General features: G+C 63.8%; 10 protein-coding genes. 9 read left to right on the top strand and 1 reads right to left on the bottom strand.

Annotation, left to right across the window (positions count from 1 at the left end; genetic code table 11):
* The first annotated feature begins 107 nt into the window (after positions 1 to 107).
* Together HBA54_RS15050 and HBA54_RS15055 are read left to right on the top strand one after the other, a co-directional pair.
* Positions 108 to 4,961 carry a cadherin-like domain-containing protein gene (locus HBA54_RS15050; RefSeq protein ID WP_167226015.1) on the top strand — a complete coding sequence of 1,618 codons (4,854 nt, stop codon included), beginning with the start codon at positions 108 to 110 and terminating at the stop codon, positions 4,959 to 4,961.
* An 83-nt stretch (positions 4,962 to 5,044) separates the two neighbouring features.
* The gene (locus HBA54_RS15055) at positions 5,045 to 7,324 is read left to right on the top strand and encodes a CHASE2 domain-containing protein (RefSeq protein WP_205944677.1); all 2,280 of its coding nucleotides are present in this window, start codon (positions 5,045 to 5,047) and stop codon (positions 7,322 to 7,324) included.
* A gap of 6 nt (positions 7,325 to 7,330) precedes the next feature.
* On the opposite strand, the gene HBA54_RS15060 is transcribed toward HBA54_RS15055, so the two are convergent.
* Entirely contained in the window at positions 7,331 to 8,053 is a 723-nt protein-coding gene (locus HBA54_RS15060) for a Crp/Fnr family transcriptional regulator (protein WP_167226017.1), read from the bottom strand.
* A 224-nt stretch (positions 8,054 to 8,277) separates the two neighbouring features.
* On the opposite strand from HBA54_RS15060, the gene HBA54_RS15065 reads away from it, so the two are divergent.
* From HBA54_RS15065 to HBA54_RS15095, 7 genes are all read left to right on the top strand, one after another.
* Complete coding sequence (locus tag HBA54_RS15065) at positions 8,278 to 9,360, top strand: cytochrome-c peroxidase (RefSeq protein WP_167226020.1); 1,083 nt, start codon at positions 8,278 to 8,280, stop codon at positions 9,358 to 9,360.
* 11 nt (positions 9,361 to 9,371) lie between these two features.
* Positions 9,372 to 10,520 carry a cytochrome-c peroxidase gene (locus tag HBA54_RS15070; protein ID WP_167226022.1) on the top strand — a complete coding sequence of 383 codons (1,149 nt, stop codon included), beginning with the start codon at positions 9,372 to 9,374 and terminating at the stop codon, positions 10,518 to 10,520.
* Positions 10,521 to 10,535: 15 nt separating this feature from the next.
* Positions 10,536 to 11,120: an arsenate reductase (azurin) small subunit gene (locus tag HBA54_RS15075; protein WP_167226024.1), complete on the top strand. Its 585-nt coding sequence runs from the start codon at positions 10,536 to 10,538 to the stop codon at positions 11,118 to 11,120.
* 12 nt (positions 11,121 to 11,132) lie between these two features.
* A complete protein-coding gene (locus tag HBA54_RS15080; protein WP_167226026.1) occupies positions 11,133 to 13,808 on the top strand; it encodes an arsenate reductase (azurin) large subunit in 2,676 nt (891 codons plus the stop codon).
* Positions 13,809 to 13,866: 58 nt separating this feature from the next.
* Complete coding sequence (locus HBA54_RS15085) at positions 13,867 to 16,077, top strand: HEAT repeat domain-containing protein (RefSeq protein ID WP_167226028.1); 2,211 nt, start codon at positions 13,867 to 13,869, stop codon at positions 16,075 to 16,077.
* A gap of 179 nt (positions 16,078 to 16,256) precedes the next feature.
* Entirely contained in the window at positions 16,257 to 17,171 is a 915-nt protein-coding gene (locus tag HBA54_RS15090; protein ID WP_167226031.1) for a GntR family transcriptional regulator, read from the top strand.
* Positions 17,164 to 18,564: an MmgE/PrpD family protein gene (locus HBA54_RS15095; RefSeq protein ID WP_167226033.1), complete on the top strand. Its 1,401-nt coding sequence runs from the start codon at positions 17,164 to 17,166 to the stop codon at positions 18,562 to 18,564. Before HBA54_RS15090 ends, HBA54_RS15095 begins: the two co-directional genes overlap by 8 nt.
* The last annotated feature ends 11 nt before the right edge of the window (positions 18,565 to 18,575 follow it).

Here is an 18,575-nt window from a genome sequence, read left to right on the forward strand (position 1 = left end):
TGGGGCTTGGGAGAGCACGCCATTGATATTCCTTGTGTTTGGTCGTCGCGTTATATGCGAAGCGACTTGGCCACCCCGATATATTTTTATGATTCGGGGACGGCCTGATGTCGAAGACAGTTGATTCATTTCAACAGGTAACGACCAGCAACCTCGACGAGACTCAGGGCCTCGGCGAGGCTGGTATCGTCGTCGATTCGGACCTGCTGTTCGCCGCCGAATTCGTTCGGCTTGGCGACGACCTTCTGCTGCGCGGCCCCGACGGCGAAGAACTTCTGCTGACGGACTACTTCGCGCAGAATCCGCCGCCGGCCTTGGAGACGGCGGAAGGCGCGCGGATGTCGCCGGAAACCGTCGATGCGCTTGCGGGTCCCGAATTTCCGACCGCCTATGCCCAGCTCGGCGGGGCGCAGCTCGGTCAGCCGATCGGCGAGGTCAGCAACCTGGACGGCATCGCCCGGGTGCAGCGGGCGGACGGCAGCCGCGCCGACCTGGAAGAAGGCGATCCCGTCTTTCAGGGCGACGTGGTCTCCACCGGCGTCGGTTCCGAACTCGGCATCCTCTTCATCGACGATACCGTATTTGCGTTGTCGGCCAACTCGCGGATGCTCATCGACGAGCTGATCTACAACCCCGGCAGCACCGTGAATTCCATGGGGATCTCCCTGATCCAGGGAACCTTTGTCTTCGTCACCGGCCAGATCGCGCCGAGCGGCGGCATCGAGGTGGAAACCCCGGTGGGCACCATCGGTATCCGCGGGACGACCGTGGGCGTGCAGGTCGGCACCTTCGGCGGGGCGACGCGGATCGCCAATCTGGTCAATCCGGAAACCGGCGAACTCGGCAGCTTCGTTTTCTCCAACAGCGCCGGCGACGCGCTGTTCACCCTGTCCAACCACTTCCTCGACGTGCGCAGCGCCAACACCGATCCCGGTGTGCCCACCGTGATCTCGGGCCAGGACATCGTCAACGCTTTCGGCCGCGCCCTGAACCGGGCGGTGGAGATCCAACGCAGCCTCAGCCAGGATCAGACCGAGGAACCGCCGAACGAGCCCCAGGACGAGCAGGAGAGCGGGCTTGACGCCGAGCAGCTTCAGGCTCTGGAAGAGGCGGGCCTGACGCCGGAGCAGATCGAGGCGCTGTTGAACGAACCGGTCATCGAGACTGCGGCCGGGCCGCCCCAGAACCCGCTGCCGGGCCAGCCCTTGGGCGAAGGCAGCGGTTTCAGCGGCGGCCTGACGCCGCCGGGGGCCGGTAGCGGCGGCGGTACGGGCGCCGGCGGCGGCACGGACATTGAGACCTCCAGCCCGCCGCCCAGCCCCTCCGACGGCAACGTTGTGCCGCCCACGCTGGGCGGTGGCGGCGGCGATGACGACGACCCGCCCGGCAATACGGTGCCGACGGTCTCGGGCCCGGGCACCGGAACCGACGAAGGCGACCTCGTCCAGATCGGCCCGGCGGCTCTGAGCGCCAGCGATGCGGAAACCAGCGACCCGTCTTTGTTGGTTTACACCGTTACGGGGACTTCGAACGGCCTCGTCGTTCTTATCGCCGGCGGGGTTCCCCAGGTCGTCTTCAGCTTTACCCAGGCGGATATCGACAATGGTCTGGTGTTCTTCGCCCACGACGGCAGCGAGACGGTCCAGGGGTCATTCACCGTCACCGTTGCGGACCCCAACGGCGGCGTCTCGGCGCCCACCGTGGTGCCCATCGGTGTGACCCCCGTCGACGATGCGCCGGTCCTGGTGACCAACAGCCTGACTGTGACCGAGGGCGGAGAGGTGGTGCTGAGCAGCGATAACCTCAGCGCCAGCGACGCCGACACGAGCGACGCCGACCTGATCTTTGTGGTCAGCGACGTGACCGGTGGTGAGTTCCGGTTGGTGAGTGTCAGCCCGGCCCCCTTTGCAGCGGCCGCCGTACAGCAGCAAGCAGCTGTGACCACCTTCACCCAGCAGCAGATCGCCAACGGTCAAGTGATCTTCGTGCACTACGGCGAGAAGCCGCCGAGCTACAGCGTCGCGGTGAGTGATGACGGCACCAATTTCAGCCCGCCGCAGGTGGTGAGCGTGAATTTCACGCCGGTCAACGATGCGCCGGAGGCCGAAGATGATGCCTTTGCCACGGACGAGGACAGCAGCCTGTCCGACGATCTTTTCGCCGACAACGGCAACGGCGCGGACAGCGATGCCGAGGGCGACGACCTGACGGTGACGGCGGTGAACGGCAATCCCTTCACGCCGGGTGAAACAATCGAGCTGGACTCGGGTGCGGAACTGACTGTCAATGCAGACGGCAGCTTCGACTACGAGACCTTTGGGCAGTTCGGGTCGCTGGGGGCGGGCGAGAGCGCCGAGGAGACCTTCATCTACACGATTGACGACGGGAACGGCGGTAGCGACACGGCGACCGTTACCATCACCATCAACGGCGTGAACGACGCCCCGGATGCAGTGGATGATGTTTTCACGATCCAAGAGAACGACAATCTTGAGGCCAACGTTCTTGACGACAACAGTATCATCTACGGCGGCGATTCCGACGTCGATGAAAATGACGAGTTGTCGGTTACCGAAGTAAACGGCAATGCCGCTGCGGTTGGCGGCCAGATCACTCTGACGTCCGGTGCGCTGCTGCTGCTGAATGCCGATGGGACGTTCAGCTACGAGCCAGGCACTGCGTTCGACAGCCTGGGCGACGGCGAAAGCAGACAGGAAACCTTCACCTACACTATTGACGACGGCAATGGCGGTACGGACACCGCGACCGTGACCATCACTATAGAAGGTCAGAACGACGCGCCGGAGCTGCTGGCCAACAGCCTGAACGTTTCCGAAGGCGAGACCGTCACCCTGAGCAGCGACAATCTCAGCGCCGGCGATGTCGATGGCGATAACGCGGCCCTGTTCTTCACGGTCAGCAATTTAGCCGGAGGACGCTTCGTACGCAGGCTTGACGACCAGCAGGAACAAACCGTTACCGCCTTCACCCAACAGCAGATTGACAACGAAGAAATCGCTTTCGTGCATGACGGTGGCGAGCTACCGCCGAGCTACGATGTTTCGGTGAGCGACGGCGACCTTTCGAGCGACCCGGTGGCGGCGGAGATCGATTTCACGCCGGTGAATGACCCGCCGGTGCTCGGCAATAACAGCCTGAACGTTTCCGAAGGTGAGACCGTCACCCTGAGCAGCGATAACCTCAGCGTTAGCGATTCTGACAATGATCCTGTGTCGTTGGTTTTCACGGTCAGTGGCGTAACGGGTGGGCAGTTCGAACTGACCAGCGCCCCTGACGAGCCCATTACCAGTTTTACCCAGCAGCAGATTACGGATGGCGAAGTAGTTTTCGTCGACAATGGCGACGAAGAAGCGCCGAGCTACAGCGTCTCGGTGAGCGACGGCGACCTCTCGACGGAGCCGGCGGCGGCGGAGATCGACTTCACGCCGGTGAACGACGCACCGATGCTGGGCAACAACAGCCTGAGCGTTGAGGAAGGCGGGACCGTAACGCTGAGCAGTGAGAACCTCAGCGCCGATGACATCGACAGCAGTAATGCCGGGCTCCTCTTCACGGTGAGCAACGTGACCGGCGGCCAGTTCATACTGTGGTTGCCGGGTGAGGATGTGGGCCAGGTCGTCACCTCTTTCACGCAGCAGCAAATTGCCCAGGAAGCCGTCTCTTTCGTGCATGACGGGGGCGAGGACGCGCCGAGCTACAACGTCTCAGTGAGCGACGGCGACCTCTCGACCGACCCGGTGGCGGCGGACATCGACTTCACCGCGGTGAACGATCCGCCGGTGCTCGGAAACAACAGCCTGAACGTTTCCGAAGGTGAGGCCGTCACCCTGAGCAGCGACAACCTCAGCGTCAGCGACGTCGATAATGATCCTACGGAGTTGGTTTTTACGGTCAGTGGCGTAACCGGTGGGCAGTTCGAGCTGGCCAGCGTCCCTGAAGAGCCCATTACCAGTTTTACCCAGCAGCAGGTTACGGATGGCGAAATAGTTTTCGTCGACAACGGCGATGAAGAAGCGCCGAGCTACAGCGTCTCGGTAAGTGACGGTGATTTGTCGACGGAGCCGGCGGCGGCGGAGATCGATTTCGTGCTGATGAACGACGCGCCGGTTCTGGCAACCAACAGCCTGAGTGTCACCCAAGGTGGTCAGGTGGAGCTAAGTTTCGAGAATCTCAGCGCCAGCGATATCGATAATGACGACGCGGCTCTGGTGTTTACGGTCAGTAACGTCACCGGCGGATGGTTCGCGCTGAGAAGCAATGTTGAGGAAACCGTTACCTCCTTCACCCAGCAGCAGATCACCGAAGAGGAAGTGCTTTTCTTCCACGACGGCGGTGAGGATGCGCCGAGTTACGATGTCTCGGTGAGCGATAGCGATCTGTCGACCGATCCGGTGGCCGCGGAGATCGAGTTCACGCCGGGTTCCAGTTTCACGTCTTCTTTCTCGACCGTTGTTCAGGATATCGCTGACGATGAGGAGCCGGTTGTGGATGACTTCACCCTGGTCACCAACAGCGAGGACGGCAGGCTGACGGGAACCGAGGGTAACGACCTTATCCTGGGCGAGTCTTCGCTCACCGGTTTGGCGCTTGACGGCCTTGACGGCGACGACGTTCTGCGCGGCGGCCCTGGCGACGATACCCTGGACGGCGGCGCGGGCAGCGACAGCCTGTTCGGCGGCGGTGGCGCGGACCTCTTCGTTCTGCGGGCGGCGGACGCCGCCGAAACCCTGGAACTGACCGACGTCATCGGGGACTTTGAGGTCGGCATCGACAGCCTGGTACTCGTCGACGGCCTGACGGGCGACGATTTGACGGTCAGCGAAACCCCAGAGGGCGACGCGGTGATCGCCCTGCAGTCGACGGGCGCCTTCCTGGCCGTGGTTCAGGGCGTTTCCGCCGCGGATATCAGCCCTGACAATATCGATACCGCAATGTCGTGAAGTTTGGGCTATCCTAGGTTCCGGGATATCGTGATGCCGGCCGCCCATAAGATGTCGGCCGAGGTGGAAAGGGAATCCAGGACGTGAGTGGGGAGGCTTTGTCCGGCGCGGCCGCGGCCAAGCGGCGCTTGCTTGCCCTGCTGCGGCGTTTCGGTTTCAGCCGGGTCCTGGGACTGTCCCTGCTGCTGCCCCTGCTGGCCCTCAGGGTCTGGGACCCGGCGCCGCTTGAGATTCTTCGCCTGAAGATTTTCGATCTCTATCAGATCGCCCAGCCGCGCGAGCCGACGATGCAGCCGGCGATCATTGTCGACATCGATGAAGAGAGTCTCGCCGAGATCGGCCAGTGGCCCTGGCCGCGCACCGAAGTTGCGCGCATGGTCGCGCAGCTGCGCGAGGCCGGTGCGGTGGCCATCGCTTTCGATGTGGTCTTCGCCGAACCGGACCGAACCTCGCCCGCCCTTTATGCGGAGTCTCTCGGCGGGCTCGAACCTGAGGTGGCCGCGGCCCTGCGCGCCCTGCCCAGCAATGACGAGGTCCTGGCCCGCGAACTCGCGCAGACCCGCCTGGTGCTTGGCCAGTCCGGCTACCACCGTAATGTGACCGGCAAAGAAAGCGCGCCGCAGCCGAAAGTTCCGCTGGCCACCATCGGCGGTGACCCGCGGCCCTATCTCTTTCGCTTCCCGGCCCTGGTGCGCAACACCCCGGTGCTGGATGAAGCGGCGCCCGGGCGGGCGGTCTTCAACCTGGTGCCCGGCAGTGATGGCGTGGTGCGGCGCGTGCCGGCCTTTGTGGTGGCCGCGGGTGAGATCGTGCCGAGCCTGACCGTCGAACTTCTGCGGCTCGCCACCGGCGGCAACGCCTTTGCCATCAAGACCAATGAGGCCGGGATCAGCGCCTTTGTGGTCGGCGGGGTGGAGGTGCCGACGGACCGCCACGGCCGCCTCTGGATGTACTATGCCAAGTCGCGTCCGGAACTCTATGTCTCGGCCCGGGAGCTGTTGGCGGGCAGCGTGCCGACGGAACGCCTGGCCGGAAAGCTGGTGCTGATCGGAACCTCCGCCGCCGGGCTCTTCGACATCAAGGCGACGCCGCTGCAGGACCGTGTGCCCGGGGTCGAGGTGCATGCCCAGATGCTTGAGATGATCCTTTCCGGGCAGCTTCTGCTGCGCCCGAACTATGCGCTGGGGGCGGAGCTTTTGATGTTGGCCGCCGTGGCCCTGACGATGATCGCCCTGGTGCCGGTTCTCGGTGCCGCCCTGACCCTGCTGCTGGGCGCGCTGGTTGCGGCGGCGCTGTGGACGGCGTCCTGGTTCCTGTTCACCGGCGAGGGGCTGTTGATCGACGTCGCCTATCCGCTGATCGGCTCCTTCGCGGTCTTCACCCTGCTGGTCTTTACCAACTACCTGCGCGAGGAGGGCCGACGGCAAAGGGTGCGCAGTGCATTTCGTCAGTACCTGTCGCCGACCCTGGTCGATCAACTGGCCAACGAGCCGGACCGGCTGGTTCTGGGCGGCGAGAGCCGGGAGATGACGGTGCTGTTCAGCGACGTGCGCGGTTTCACGTCGATCTCGGAGCGTCTGCAGGACCGGCCACAGGAGCTGACCCGCCTGATGAACCGCCTGCTGACGCCGCTGACGGCGGAGATCATGGAGAACAACGGCACCATCGACAAATACATGGGCGATGCCGTCATGGCCTTCTGGAATGCGCCCCTGCCGGATGCCGATCACGTTTTCAATGCCTGCAAGGCGGCCCTTGCAATGCTGGAAGCCCTTGAACGGTTGAACGAGGCGCTGGTGCAGGAAGCCCGGGAGGCCGGGGGCGGTGAGGCAATGTGCATGAATGTGGGTATCGGCATCAACACCGGGACCTGTGTCGTTGGCAACATGGGGTCGGAACAGCGCTTCGATTACTCGGTGCTTGGCGATGCGGTGAACCTTGCCTCCCGCCTGGAAGGGCAGTGCAAGACCTATGGGGCGTCGATCATTCTGGGGGAGGCGACGGCCGCTGTCCTGGGTACGGAGGGTGTGCTTGTGGAACTCGATATGATCCGGGTGAAAGGCAAGCGCGAGCCGCAGCGCATCTTCGCCCTGCTCGGCGGAGCGGCGCTGCCGGATGCCCCCGCTCTGATGGATGGCAACGATGTTCGTGCTACGACAGGCGGGATAGCCGAAGTTCTGGCCGCCTATCGCGCGCAGGATTGGGACAGGGCGCTTCAGATGATCGATGGGCTGGCCGGCCGCCGGCTGGCGCTGCTGGACCTGGACGTCTTCCTGCCGATGTACCGCAGGCGCATCGAGAATTTCCGCCGCCGCCCGCCGCCCGCGGATTGGGACGGTGTTTTCACGGCTGAGACGAAGTAAACGCGATCAGCTGCGGCGGGTGGACTGTCTTGGGCGTCCGCCGTTTGCGAGGCGGCGCATTGAGGGAATATCGGCGAGGAAGACCTGATCCTGTTCGGGGATCCCGATAAGCCTTTCCCGCTCCAGCCGCCTGATCGCCCGGCTCACGGTCTCAGGCTTTACACCGATATAATCGGCGACATCGCCGCGCGGGATCGGTATGCGCACGGTGCTGCCGCCCGGGTTGCCGGAATCCGCTCCGGGCCAGCGCCGGAATTCGAACAAGACCGAGGCCAGGCTTTCGAAGGGTGTCTTGAAGGCCAGATCGGTGGCGTGATCGCGCATGCGGGCCAGGTGGTCGCCGAGCTGGACGATGAAAGCCCTGGCGACGTCGGCATGTTCGGAAGTGCAGATTTCAGCCCGACTTTCATCGAGCGCCAGGAACTCGGACTCCTTCAACGCGATGAGATCTCCCTGGCGCGCACGCTCGGTCCGGCGGAGGTCGACCAGATCGCCCTCGTGAAACAAAGCGCAGAGAATCCGTCGTCCATCGGACAATTCCCGCTCCACCGCCAAGGCGCCGGAGATCACGATACCCAGGCCGGCGCCGGCATCGTCGCCGCGGGTCAGGCTGATCATCGTTGCGGCATCCAACAGATCGCTCACGCTCGGCGCTGTCAGTCTGTTCCAGGGTGGATAGTCGGGAAGAAACGGCGCCCGCCCGTCAGCGACCCTCTGAAGCTCTTGCATGATGTCTCCCCCTTCCTTTTGTTGTGCACCTGCGTAATGAGATGAGGGTTACGCTTCGTTGATCTACATCAAATTCCTGTGAATTGGGGGATGGCTGTTGCACGGAGGCCTCATTTTCGGTTTTTGCGGCGCACATTGATTGCAATCAAAGGAGAGTCGGAGGGATATCGCCTAGGGTCCCGTCGAAGGCTGCGCGACCGATGCTGCCTGACGGGAGGACTCCGATGCGATTGCTACTTACCCTTGTTGTCACCGCTTTTGCCGGCCTTGCCGGCGCCGCGGCCCTGGCCCAGGACAAGGGGCCGATCAAGCCGATGGACGTGAAACCCGCGCTGGCCGAACTCGGCAAGCGCATGTTCTACGATGCCAGATTATCAGGCGACACGACGCTCGCCTGCGCCTCTTGCCATCAGCCGGACAAGGCTTTCACCGACGGCGAAGCACTCTCTGCAGCCTATACCGGCGCGGGGCACTTCCGCAATTCGCCAACGCTGGCCAACGTGGGTTACCGGGCCGCCTGGATGCACGACGGCCGCCTGGGCACGAACCTGAACGACGTCGCGCGGGAGATGATCACCGAGACCTATCTGATGAACATGGACATGCGGATCATGCAGGAACGCATGAAACAGGACCCGGTCTATGTGGAGATGTTCAAGGCCGCGGGAATGAGCGAACCTTCCAACGGCGGCGCCCGCAACGCGTTGCAGGCCTTCATGCAGACCATTGTTTCCAGAGGGGCGCCAATCGATAGCGGCGCGTTGTCGCCGGCGGCTGAGCGCGGCCAGGATCTCTTCGAAGGCAAAGCCGGTTGCGCGGCCTGCCATTCCGGTGAGCGCTTCACAGACGACCTGCCCCATAACACTGCGGTGCCGAACAATCCGGATATCTGGGCAGAGCCGGAGCGGCACTCGGCCTTTGTCACCTACGCCAAGTTCATGGGCGTCGAAAACTACATGAACCTGCGCGAGGATCTCGGCGCCTACATCCGCACGCGCGACTGGCGGACCAAGCGCAGCTTCCTCACCCCGACACTGCGGGAGCTCACCTGGACCGCGCCCTACATGCACAACGGCTCCATGGCGACCCTTGCTGAGGTTGTGGATTTCTATAACGCCGGCGGTGGAGACGACCCCTTGAAGGACCCGCGGGTCCGTCCTCTGGGTCTGTCGCCGGAAGAGAAGGCCGATCTGGTGGCCTTCCTCGAGGCGCTCAGCGGCGAGTCTTTCGACACCGACGCCTATGTCTGGCGCGCCGACGACTACGACTACGTTTTGATCGAAAACTGGCGCGAAACGACCAATTGAGGGAGGCGACAATGACCGCATACAAATCCATCGGCGCTGTCATGCTCGCCGCCGTTTTGACCGCTCCGGTGATGTCCGGTCCGGCGCTGGCCGACAATCCGCGCCCGGAGGGCCTGGCCGCGCTGGGTCCGCCGCCGATCCCGGCCGACAATCCGATGACGGAGGCAAAGATCGAACTCGGCAAGATGCTGTTCTTCGATCCACTCATTTCCGGCAACAACGCGATGCCTTGTTCGGCCTGCCATCTGCCGGACGCCGGCTGGGCAGTCCAGGACCGGATCAGCTTCGGCTATCCCGGCACGACCCACTGGCGCAACAGCCAGACCATCATAAACTCGGCCTATTACTCCAAGCTGTTCTGGGCCGGCTCTTCCAAGTCGCTTGAAGCGCAGGCCCGTTCGGCGGCGCGCGGCGGCGTCGCCGGCAACGGCGAAGACGACATGATGGAAGCGCGTCTGGCTTTCGTGCCCACCTACCGCGAGCGCTTCGCCGAGGTGTTCGGCGACGATTGGCCCAACATCCGCCATGCCTACATGGCAATCGCCGCTTTCCAGCGCACCCTCGTGCAGACCGACACGCCTTTCGACAACTATATGCGCGGCGACGACTCGGCACTGAGCGACCAGCAGAAGCGGGGCCTGGATCTCTTTGCCGGCAAAGCCAATTGCATCGCCTGCCACAGCGGACCGCTGTTGAGCGACGAGCAGTACTACAACCTGGGTGTGCCGCCCTACGAAGGCTGGGAAGACGACGAGCTGGCGCAGATCACCTTCCGCTTCGAGCTTTACGCCAAGGGCTCGACGGAGGAGCTCTATCGTCACACGAAAGACGACCCGGGCCTCTACTTCCGCAGCAAGGACAAGCGACATAAGGGCAAGTTCCGCACGCCGAGCCTGCGCTACACGAAGTACACCTTCCCCTACATGCACAACGGCATGCTGGAGACGCTGCGTGACGTCGTGGTCTTCTACAACGACGGCGGCGGCGAGAACGAGTTCGCCGAAACCAAGAGCCCGCTCATGCAGCCCCTGGGGCTCAGCGACAGCGAGGTCGACGATCTCGTGGCCTTTCTTGAGAGCCTTTCAGGCGATGAGATTTTGATGGACGAACCGGCCCTGCCGGTCATGGAGCCGTTGCCAGCAGCAACGGCCCAGAACTAAGAGGAGTCGGAGATCATGACTATCGACCCCCGCATCGCCGCCGCCGTGAACGGCGAGAACGGCGAGGCTGAGAAGGCCGGAACCCGGTCCTGCCTGATGAACCGGCGCTCTTTCCTGCTGACCGGCGGTATCGCGACAACGGTGATGATGATCGGCATTCCGGGGCTCGCCGCTGCCCAGACCCCGGCCGTCGTCGCCACCTATCCGCGGAAGTTCATTACCAAGCTTTCCGACCTCAAGGTCGATGAGCCGTTCGACTTCGAATATCCGGACGAAGGTCAGTATGCGGAATCGATTCTGGTAAAACTGGGCAAGGAAGCAGGTGGCGGCCTCGGTCCCGACAAGGACGTTGTCGCCTTCAACTATACCTGTACGCACCAGGGCGGCCCGCTGCAGGGCACCTATCAGGCAGCGGACAAGGCGCTCGGGCCCTGCCCGTTACATCTGACGACCTTCGATCTGACGCGCCACGGCATCTTCATATCGGGCCAGGCTTACCAGTCGCTGCCGCAGGTGCTGATGGAGCTGGATGGCGACGACATCTACGCCGTCGGCATGTTCGGCCTGATCTACGGCCGCTTCGACAATCTTCAGGGCTAAGGAGAGATAACCATGTCTACCCCGTACTATGTCCCCGAAGAGTCCGTGCCGCTGCCGCCGCCCGATGCGGATGTTATCCCCACCGCCTGCGACTACTGCATCGTCGCCTGCGGCTACAAGGTCTATCGCTGGCCGGTGCGCGGCGGAAAAGTCGGCGGCCCGGCAGCCGATCAGAATGCTTTCGGCGAGGATTTTCCGGTCAGCCCGCTGGGTGCCTGGATCGCGCCGAACCAGCACAACATCGTGCTGCACAACGGCGAACCGCACCACGTCGTCATCATTCCGGACAAGGACACGGAATACGTCAATCCGAACGGCAATTCGTCGATCCGCGGCGGTGCTATCGCGCAGAAGGTCTATAATCCGCAGAGCCCGACGCGCGATCGTCTGAAGTCGCCGATGGTGCGCATGTTCGGCGTTCTGATGCCGGTGACCTGGGACTTCGCCCTCGACATCGCGGCAGAGGTCGGCCGTCATGTTCTCGACAAGCACGGCACCAATGCCTACGGCGTGAAGACCTTCTCCTACGGCTACATGGAGAACACCTACGCGATCACGAAGTACGCCCTGGGCAATGTCCGGACCGCGAACTTCACCTTCCACGATACGCCCTCGGACGTGACCTCGACGCCCGGTTTCCGGGACGCCGGCTTCGACAACTTCGGGCCGAGCTACGAGGACTGGCGCGACGCCGAAACTCTGCTGATCTGCGGCACGGACCCCTACGAGACCAAGACGATCCTTTTCACCGACTGGATCATGCCGGCCATCCAGAACGGCCAGAAGGCGATCTTCATGGTTCCGCGCCGCACCGGCGGCGTTGCCTATGCCGAGAAGAACGGCGGCATGCTGCTCGACATTCAGCCGGGCACCGACCTGCCGGTGGTGCTCGCCATCGCCCGGGTGATCGTGGAGAACGGCTGGGAGGACAAGGAGTGGATCCAGAACTGGGTCAACTCCAAGTGGGAAAGCTCTTCGGGCTTCGGCCAGGGCACCCGCAACACGCCCTGGCAGTGGCGCACGACCTGGGGCAAGTTCCAGACCGACGGTTTCGAAGACTGGAAGAAGTGGCTGACGGCGCAGGACTACGCGGTGCCTGAGAAAGCCGCCGAAATCGCCCAGATCGACGTGAAGAAGATCTATACCGCGGCCGAGTGGATGGCCAAGCCCAGGGATGACGGGTCACGCCCCAAAACCTCGATCATGATCGAGAAGGGCTTCTACTGGTCCAACAACACCGGCAATACCAATGCGATCTCCTCGCTGGGTATCATCGCCGGCTGTGGCGGCCGTCCGGGGCAGGTGATCGCGCGTGCCGGCGGGCACCAGCGCGGCGGGCTGCGCGGCGGCTCCTACCCGCGCAACAAGAGCCCGGAAAAGCTGCCGGGGCGCCGTCGCCGGGCGATGGATACCGACCGCTATCTGATGTCGGGCCATACCCGGCTGGCCCATGTCATCGGCACCACCTGGGTTCAGGCGATGTGCGGCACCCAGTCGCTGCAGGCCAAGTTCGACGAGCTGACCACCCGCAATCCGCATCAGGTGCAGTCCTTCGACAAGGCCGAGATTATCGAGACGCTGAAGAAGCGGGCGGATTCCGGCGGCATGGTGGTGTGGGACCAGGACATCTACCTGGTCGACCCCATCGGTGCGCGCTATGCCGACATCGTTTTCCCCGCCGCCGGTTGGGGGGAGGACGACTTCACCCGCGCCAACGGCGAGCGGCGTATCCGGCTGTATCCGAAGTTCTACGATGCGCCGGGCGAAGCCAAGCCGGACTGGTGGATCGTCGCCCAGCTCTCCAAGAAGATGGGTTTCGAGGGCTTCGACTGGAAGAACTCCAACGAGGTTCTGGAGGAGGGCTCGCGCTTCTCCCGCGGTTCGCGCAAGGACTTCCACATGGTGAAGGTCGCGGCCCATCGCGAGGGCAAGACGCTGCATCAAAAGCTCGGCGAATTCGGCACCAACGGTATTCAGGGCCCGGTCCTGATGCTGGCCGACGGCAGTCTGGAGGAAACCAAACGGTTGCACGACGTGAACCGGGTTTTGCCCGAGAACGGGCCGGCCGGCGGCACCGTGTTCAACAAGAAGCTCACCCACTTCAACACCCAGACCGGAAAGTGCAACCTGCAGAAAGCGCCCTGGGACCTGTTCTCCAGTTACTGGGAGTGGCTGAAGCCGCGCGAGGGTGAGATCTGGATGACCTCGGGGCGCATCAACGAGCGCTGGCAGTCCGGCTACGACGACCGCCGCCGCCCCTATATCGTCCAGCGCTGGCCGGAGAACTGGATCGAGCTGCATCCGGATGATGCGGCCGCCTATGGCGTGGAGTCGGGCGACTATGTGATGGTCTTTTCTGATCGCATACCGGTGCAGAAAGACACCATCGTCGGCGTGGAGGGCGATGACTTCGACTTTGCCTCGTTGCTGAAGAACGGGCACATCGAGTTGACCAAAGCCTCGATCACCGCCGTGGCGATCGTGACGCCGGCGGTGAAGAAGGGTGTCGGTTACATGGATTTCCTCCATACCAGCCAGCCGGCCAACGCGCTTTCCGGCCGGGTCGTCGACTGGATCAGCGGCAACTACAACTACAAGATGGGTGTCGGCCAGGTGCAGCGTCTGGGTGAGAGCCCGTACAAGCACCAGTACCGTTCGATGTCCTTCGCGCGTCGCGACATCGCCTGATTCGCCAGGGTCGGCGCGGCTGGCGCTGCGCCGACTGTCTTTCCGGGAGAAGATCGCCATGATGAGTGCAGTGAGCCTCCCGCCGACAGGGCCTCTCGACCCCGTCGGCGTTGTCTTGCGACATCTGCGCGAGGGCGAGGATGTGGTTCGCTGTGCGGCGGCCCGCGCCCTCGCTGCCCTGGGGGACAGCAAGGCGGCGCCGGCGCTCGTCGAAGCCTTGCTTGACGAGGATCCGGACGTGCGGATCGATGTCATGGCGGCCCTCGTGCAGTGTGCGCGGGCCGAAGATGCCGACGCGATCCGCCGCTCCCTGATGGGTGATCCGGTCAAGGAAGTGAAAGTCTTTGCGATCGAAGCCCTGGGCCGTTTGGCGGACGGGGCATCGGTGCCGTTGCTCTGTGCCCTGGCGAAGGATCGTTGCGGTCATGACGTCGCCTGGGAAGACGATACCGGCATGTGGGATGAGTGGCTGGATGTGCAGGTTGCGGCGATAGCGGCCTTGGGCGCGATGGGCGCCGGTGATGCGATCGAGACTCTTCTCGAAGCCCGCTCCGACGAGCTGGGGCAGGAACTCGATGCCGCGGTTTTCAACGCGCTGGCGGAGATTTCCGAGGGCGGCGTTGCCGTTCTGGCCGGCCTGCTGCGCGATAGAAGTGCAGCGGTGCGGGCCGGGGCTTTTCGGGCGCTGTCGAAAGCCCGTAAAGACGTTCTGATGCCGCTAAGCGGGCTCTTTGCAAAGGATGCGAATGCCGAGATCCGGCAGCTTGCGATCGGTTGCCTCGATGCGGGGGATCCGCTGGCATCGCGTCTCGCCCTTGCCGATCCGGATGCCGCTGTTCGCCGTGCCGGCGTCGCGGCCTTTGCTGCGTCGCGTCCGGAAATCGCACAGGCCGCGCTTGGCGACCCCGACGAAGAAGTGAAGGCTATTGCGCTGGAAGCTCTGGTGTCGGGCCCGGAACCGCTCATCACCGACGACCTGGCCGCCAACACCACGGCCTGGATGGCAAGCGGCGGTCTTCGCCTGGCGACGGCCTGCGCGACGCTGCTGCCGGCGATTGCCGGGCTTGAGGCCGAGGGTCCGCTTTGCGAAGTCGCTGTCGACGTTCAGCGGCCCCAGGAACTGCGTATCGCCGCCTTGCGTTCGCTTGGCGGCTTTGCCTCCGACACCACTGTCGAGGTTTTGCGCCGCGCGGCCACGGACCCCGTCAGGCAGGTGCGGGCAGTGGCGCTTGCGTCCCTGGCGGTGCTGTCGAAGGCACCTGAAAACCCGATGCGCCCGGCAGCGGCAGATCTGCTGATCGCGGCCATAGACGGGCGTCTTTCAGAGCCTGACCCTGAGGCCCGGGGTGCGGACCCGGAGCAACAGGGCGTGCTGGGCGCGCTGGGCGCTTCGAAGATTGAAGAGGGCGGGGCCGGGCGCATCGTCATATCGCGGGACGGCGAAATTCTTCCGGCAGATGGGCCGTCAGGTGGCGGGCAGGAAGATGCGCCGGAGAGCAACGTCGTCGAAGGCCGTTTCCCGCGGTCGACATTGGACGCCATTCAAGGCCCTGAGCCCGTTTCTTCCGAAGCTGAGGGTGAAGCGGCGCCGGATGATGCCGAGGATCTCGCCGCCGGCTACACCAAAAGCCGCCGCCGGCGGGTGGCCGTCGACGGTCCGGACGACATCGGCGACGATCTTCGTCTGATCGCTTTGGGTGTTGCAGCCGATTGTCCCGGAGAAGGGATCGAGGGGGCTCTGGTGGAGTCGCTCGGATCGGGCGATTCGGTCCTGCGCATCGCCGCCTTCAAGGCCCTGGCACAGCGCGGTGAGAGCCTGCCGCTGTCGCCGGCGACGGAAGCTGCTCTGGTGACAGCCCTCGGCGATGTCGAACCGGTGGTCAGGGGCTATGCGGCGCAGGCCGTTGCCGGTTGTTCTGCCGATGCAGCCGACAAACTGCTGGCTTTTCTTGACGATCCCGATGCGATTGTCCGCGCTGTCGCTTTGCGGCATGCCGCCGCGACGGCGCCTGAGCGGGCTTTTGACGGTCTGCGCGATGACTCGCTCCTCGTCAGGCGCGCGGCTTTGGAGAGCGTGATTGCGTCCGGTCGTGCCGCCGATCTGGAAAAGGCCATGACGATCTGTCTGGAGGAAGGGCGGGCCGATAGCCTGACCGAGGCCTGCCGGCAGAGCGTTGCAGCCCATGGCATTCTGCTGTCCATCCTGAATGCCGAGCAGACCGCGCGGCGGCGAACCCAGGCCGCGCTGGAGGCTATTGCCTCGGCCTGAGCGGCTGTTCAGGCAAACTGCCGGACGCTCCACCTTTCCTGTTCGATCCCTGCTCTATTCGATTCTGCCTAATTCCATCCCTCTGTCGTTTCTCAGGGGCTGCCGCGTGGCGCGGTCTTCGAACCCGATTGACTTAATGGTATAATGGCATATCATTAAAAAAACAGGGATCGGGGATAATGGGCGACAGCAGCCTCAAGACGGGGGAAAAAACCGACGGCGATGCCGGCCGGCGTTACAGCCGCCTCGACCCCGAGGCCCGGGTCCCGCTTTACCACCAGATTTTCATCATCCTGAGAAACCGCATTTATGGCGGTGAGATAACGCCGGGCGATCTGGTTCCGGGCGAGCAGGAACTCTGCCATGAGTTCGGTGTGTCGCGGATCACCGCGAAACGGGCCCTCAATGAACTGGCGGACGCCGGTTTGGTGGTGCGCGAAAGGGGCCGTGGAACGCGGGTGATCAAGCGCCCGCCGGCACCGGCCGTGACCGCCTCCATCGAAGGCTGGCTTGAGAATATTTCGCTGATGGGGCTTGCGACCGAGGCCCGGGTTTTGGACTTCGGCTATGTTCCGGCGAACGAGGATATTGCCACTGCGCTGGGGGTTGAGCAGGGCGCGCAGGTTCAGCGGGCGGTGCGGGTGCGCATCCTTGATGATGAGCCGATGTCGTTTCTGGTCACCTACGTGCCTGCCGATATCGGGCGCCACTATGATCGCGACGACCTCAACACCACGCCGCTGCTGCATCTGTTGGAGCGGGCGGGCGTCGACGTGGCCTCGGCGCGCCAGACGATTTCCGCCACCATTGCCGATGGGGAGGTTGCCGCTGCGCTTTCCGTCCATGCCGGCGCACCGCTGATCGAGGTTCGCCGGGTGGTGCGCGACGGCGCCGAGCGCCCGGTGGAGTACATCAGGGTGCTCTATCGTCCGGACCTCTATCGTTTCGAGATGTCCATGCGCCGGGTGCAGGAAGAAGAGGGCATGCGCTGGACAACGCAGGGCGCTGCGCCCTCTGCGGCGGGCGGTCGGTCCAGGAAAGCGCAGGACGATAGCGATCTTCAGCCGCTGGCGGGTGGTGGGCTACATGACTGAGCGGGCGACAGCGGCTGTGCAGGCCGCAGGCAGAGGTTACCTCGACGTCCTGGCCGGGTTTCTTGCAGACCTGCGCTTCGACGACCTGCCGCCTGAAGTGGTTGAGCGTGCAAGCTGGGTCTATGCCGACTGTCTCGGTGCGATTGCCGCAGGCGCGCAGGAAGAGGAAATGCGCAGCCTGACCCGCAGGCTGGTGAAAGAAAGCGGTTCCGGCCCGGCCGGCGTCCTGGGCAGCGGCATGACGGCGCCGGCGATGACGGCAGCCTTCCTGAATGGAACGGCCGGTACATTCCTGGAACTCGACGAGGGCAATCAGTTCGCCAGGGGGCATCCGGGCATGCATGTCGTGCCCGCACTGGCCGCGTTGTCCCAGCAGGTTGATGTATCGGGGCGTGACTTGGTGACGGCCCTGGTTGCCGGTTATGAGGTGGGGTCGCGCATCGGCATTGCATCCAAACTGCGTATGACCATGCATCCCCATGGCACCTGGGGTACGGTCGGCGCGGCGGTCGCGGTGGGCAAGCTCATGGGCTACGACGCGGCCCGGCTGCGGGAGATCATTTCTCTCTCGACCAGCCTCGGCCTCACCACCAGCCGCAAGACGATGCTGGAGGGCGGCACGGTCCGCAACACCTTCACGGGTTTTTCCAATCACATCGGCATTCTGGCGCATCACTTGATCCAGGCGGGCTTCAGCGGCGAAGCGGACGGCCTTGCGACGGTTTACGGCACGGTGATCGCCGAAGACTACCGGCCCGAAGAAATGGTGGCGGACCTCGGCCGGCGTTATGAAATCGCCCGCAACTATTTCAAGCGCCACGCCTGCTGCCGCTACACCCATGGCACCCTGGATGCGCTGGAGCAGATCGTCCGGCAGCGCGGCGGCCGTCTGCGGCCTGATGAGATCGAGCGGATCGAGGTTCGAACCTACTCGCTTGCGGCCCAATTGGAGGACCGCGATCCGCGCAACACGCTGGCCGGTAAGTTCTCGGTCCCCTTTGCCGTGGCGACCACGATCATCAACGGGTCCTCCGGCGTCGACAGTTTCCGCATGGCCAAGATCGGCGATGAAGAGATTCGCAGTCTGGCGCAGCGGGTCACCCTCAGCGAGGACGCGGCCCTGACTGCGATGATGCCCGAATTTCGGCCCGCCCGCGTCAAGGTCTACCTCCGCGACGGCGCCCTGCTTGAGGGCGCGACCGATATCAATCGCGGCGACACCGAAGATCCCTACGGTCCCGCAGACCTGACCGACAAGTTCCGCGAAATGGTCGCGCCGCTTCTGGGGGCGGGGCCGAGCGATGCAGTTCTGCAAAGCTGCCTGCGCTTGGCGGAAGCGGAAAATGCGGGAGACCTGTTGGGGCCTTTTAAAGCCGTTGTGCCGATAGACTGAGCAAACAAATC

The organism is Pelagibius litoralis (genome assembly GCF_011683915.1).
Lineage (GTDB): Bacteria > Pseudomonadota > Alphaproteobacteria > Kiloniellales > Kiloniellaceae > Pelagibius > Pelagibius litoralis.

Bases quoted from the DNA above. Each gene is read 5' to 3' on its own strand.
- HBA54_RS15050 (WP_167226015.1), top strand. From the start codon at position 108: ATGTCGAAGACAGTTGATTCATTTCAACAGGTAACGACCAGCAACCTC.
- HBA54_RS15060 (WP_167226017.1), bottom strand. From the start codon at position 8,053: ATGCAAGAGCTTCAGAGGGTCGCTGACGGGCGGGCGCCGTTTCTTCCC.
- HBA54_RS15065 (WP_167226020.1), top strand. From the start codon at position 8,278: ATGCGATTGCTACTTACCCTTGTTGTCACCGCTTTTGCCGGCCTTGCC.
- HBA54_RS15070 (WP_167226022.1), top strand. From the start codon at position 9,372: ATGACCGCATACAAATCCATCGGCGCTGTCATGCTCGCCGCCGTTTTG.
- HBA54_RS15075 (WP_167226024.1), top strand. From the start codon at position 10,536: ATGACTATCGACCCCCGCATCGCCGCCGCCGTGAACGGCGAGAACGGC.
- HBA54_RS15080 (WP_167226026.1), top strand. From the start codon at position 11,133: ATGTCTACCCCGTACTATGTCCCCGAAGAGTCCGTGCCGCTGCCGCCG.
- HBA54_RS15085 (WP_167226028.1), top strand. From the start codon at position 13,867: ATGATGAGTGCAGTGAGCCTCCCGCCGACAGGGCCTCTCGACCCCGTC.
- HBA54_RS15090 (WP_167226031.1), top strand. From the start codon at position 16,257: ATGGGCGACAGCAGCCTCAAGACGGGGGAAAAAACCGACGGCGATGCC.
- HBA54_RS15095 (WP_167226033.1), top strand. From the start codon at position 17,164: ATGACTGAGCGGGCGACAGCGGCTGTGCAGGCCGCAGGCAGAGGTTAC.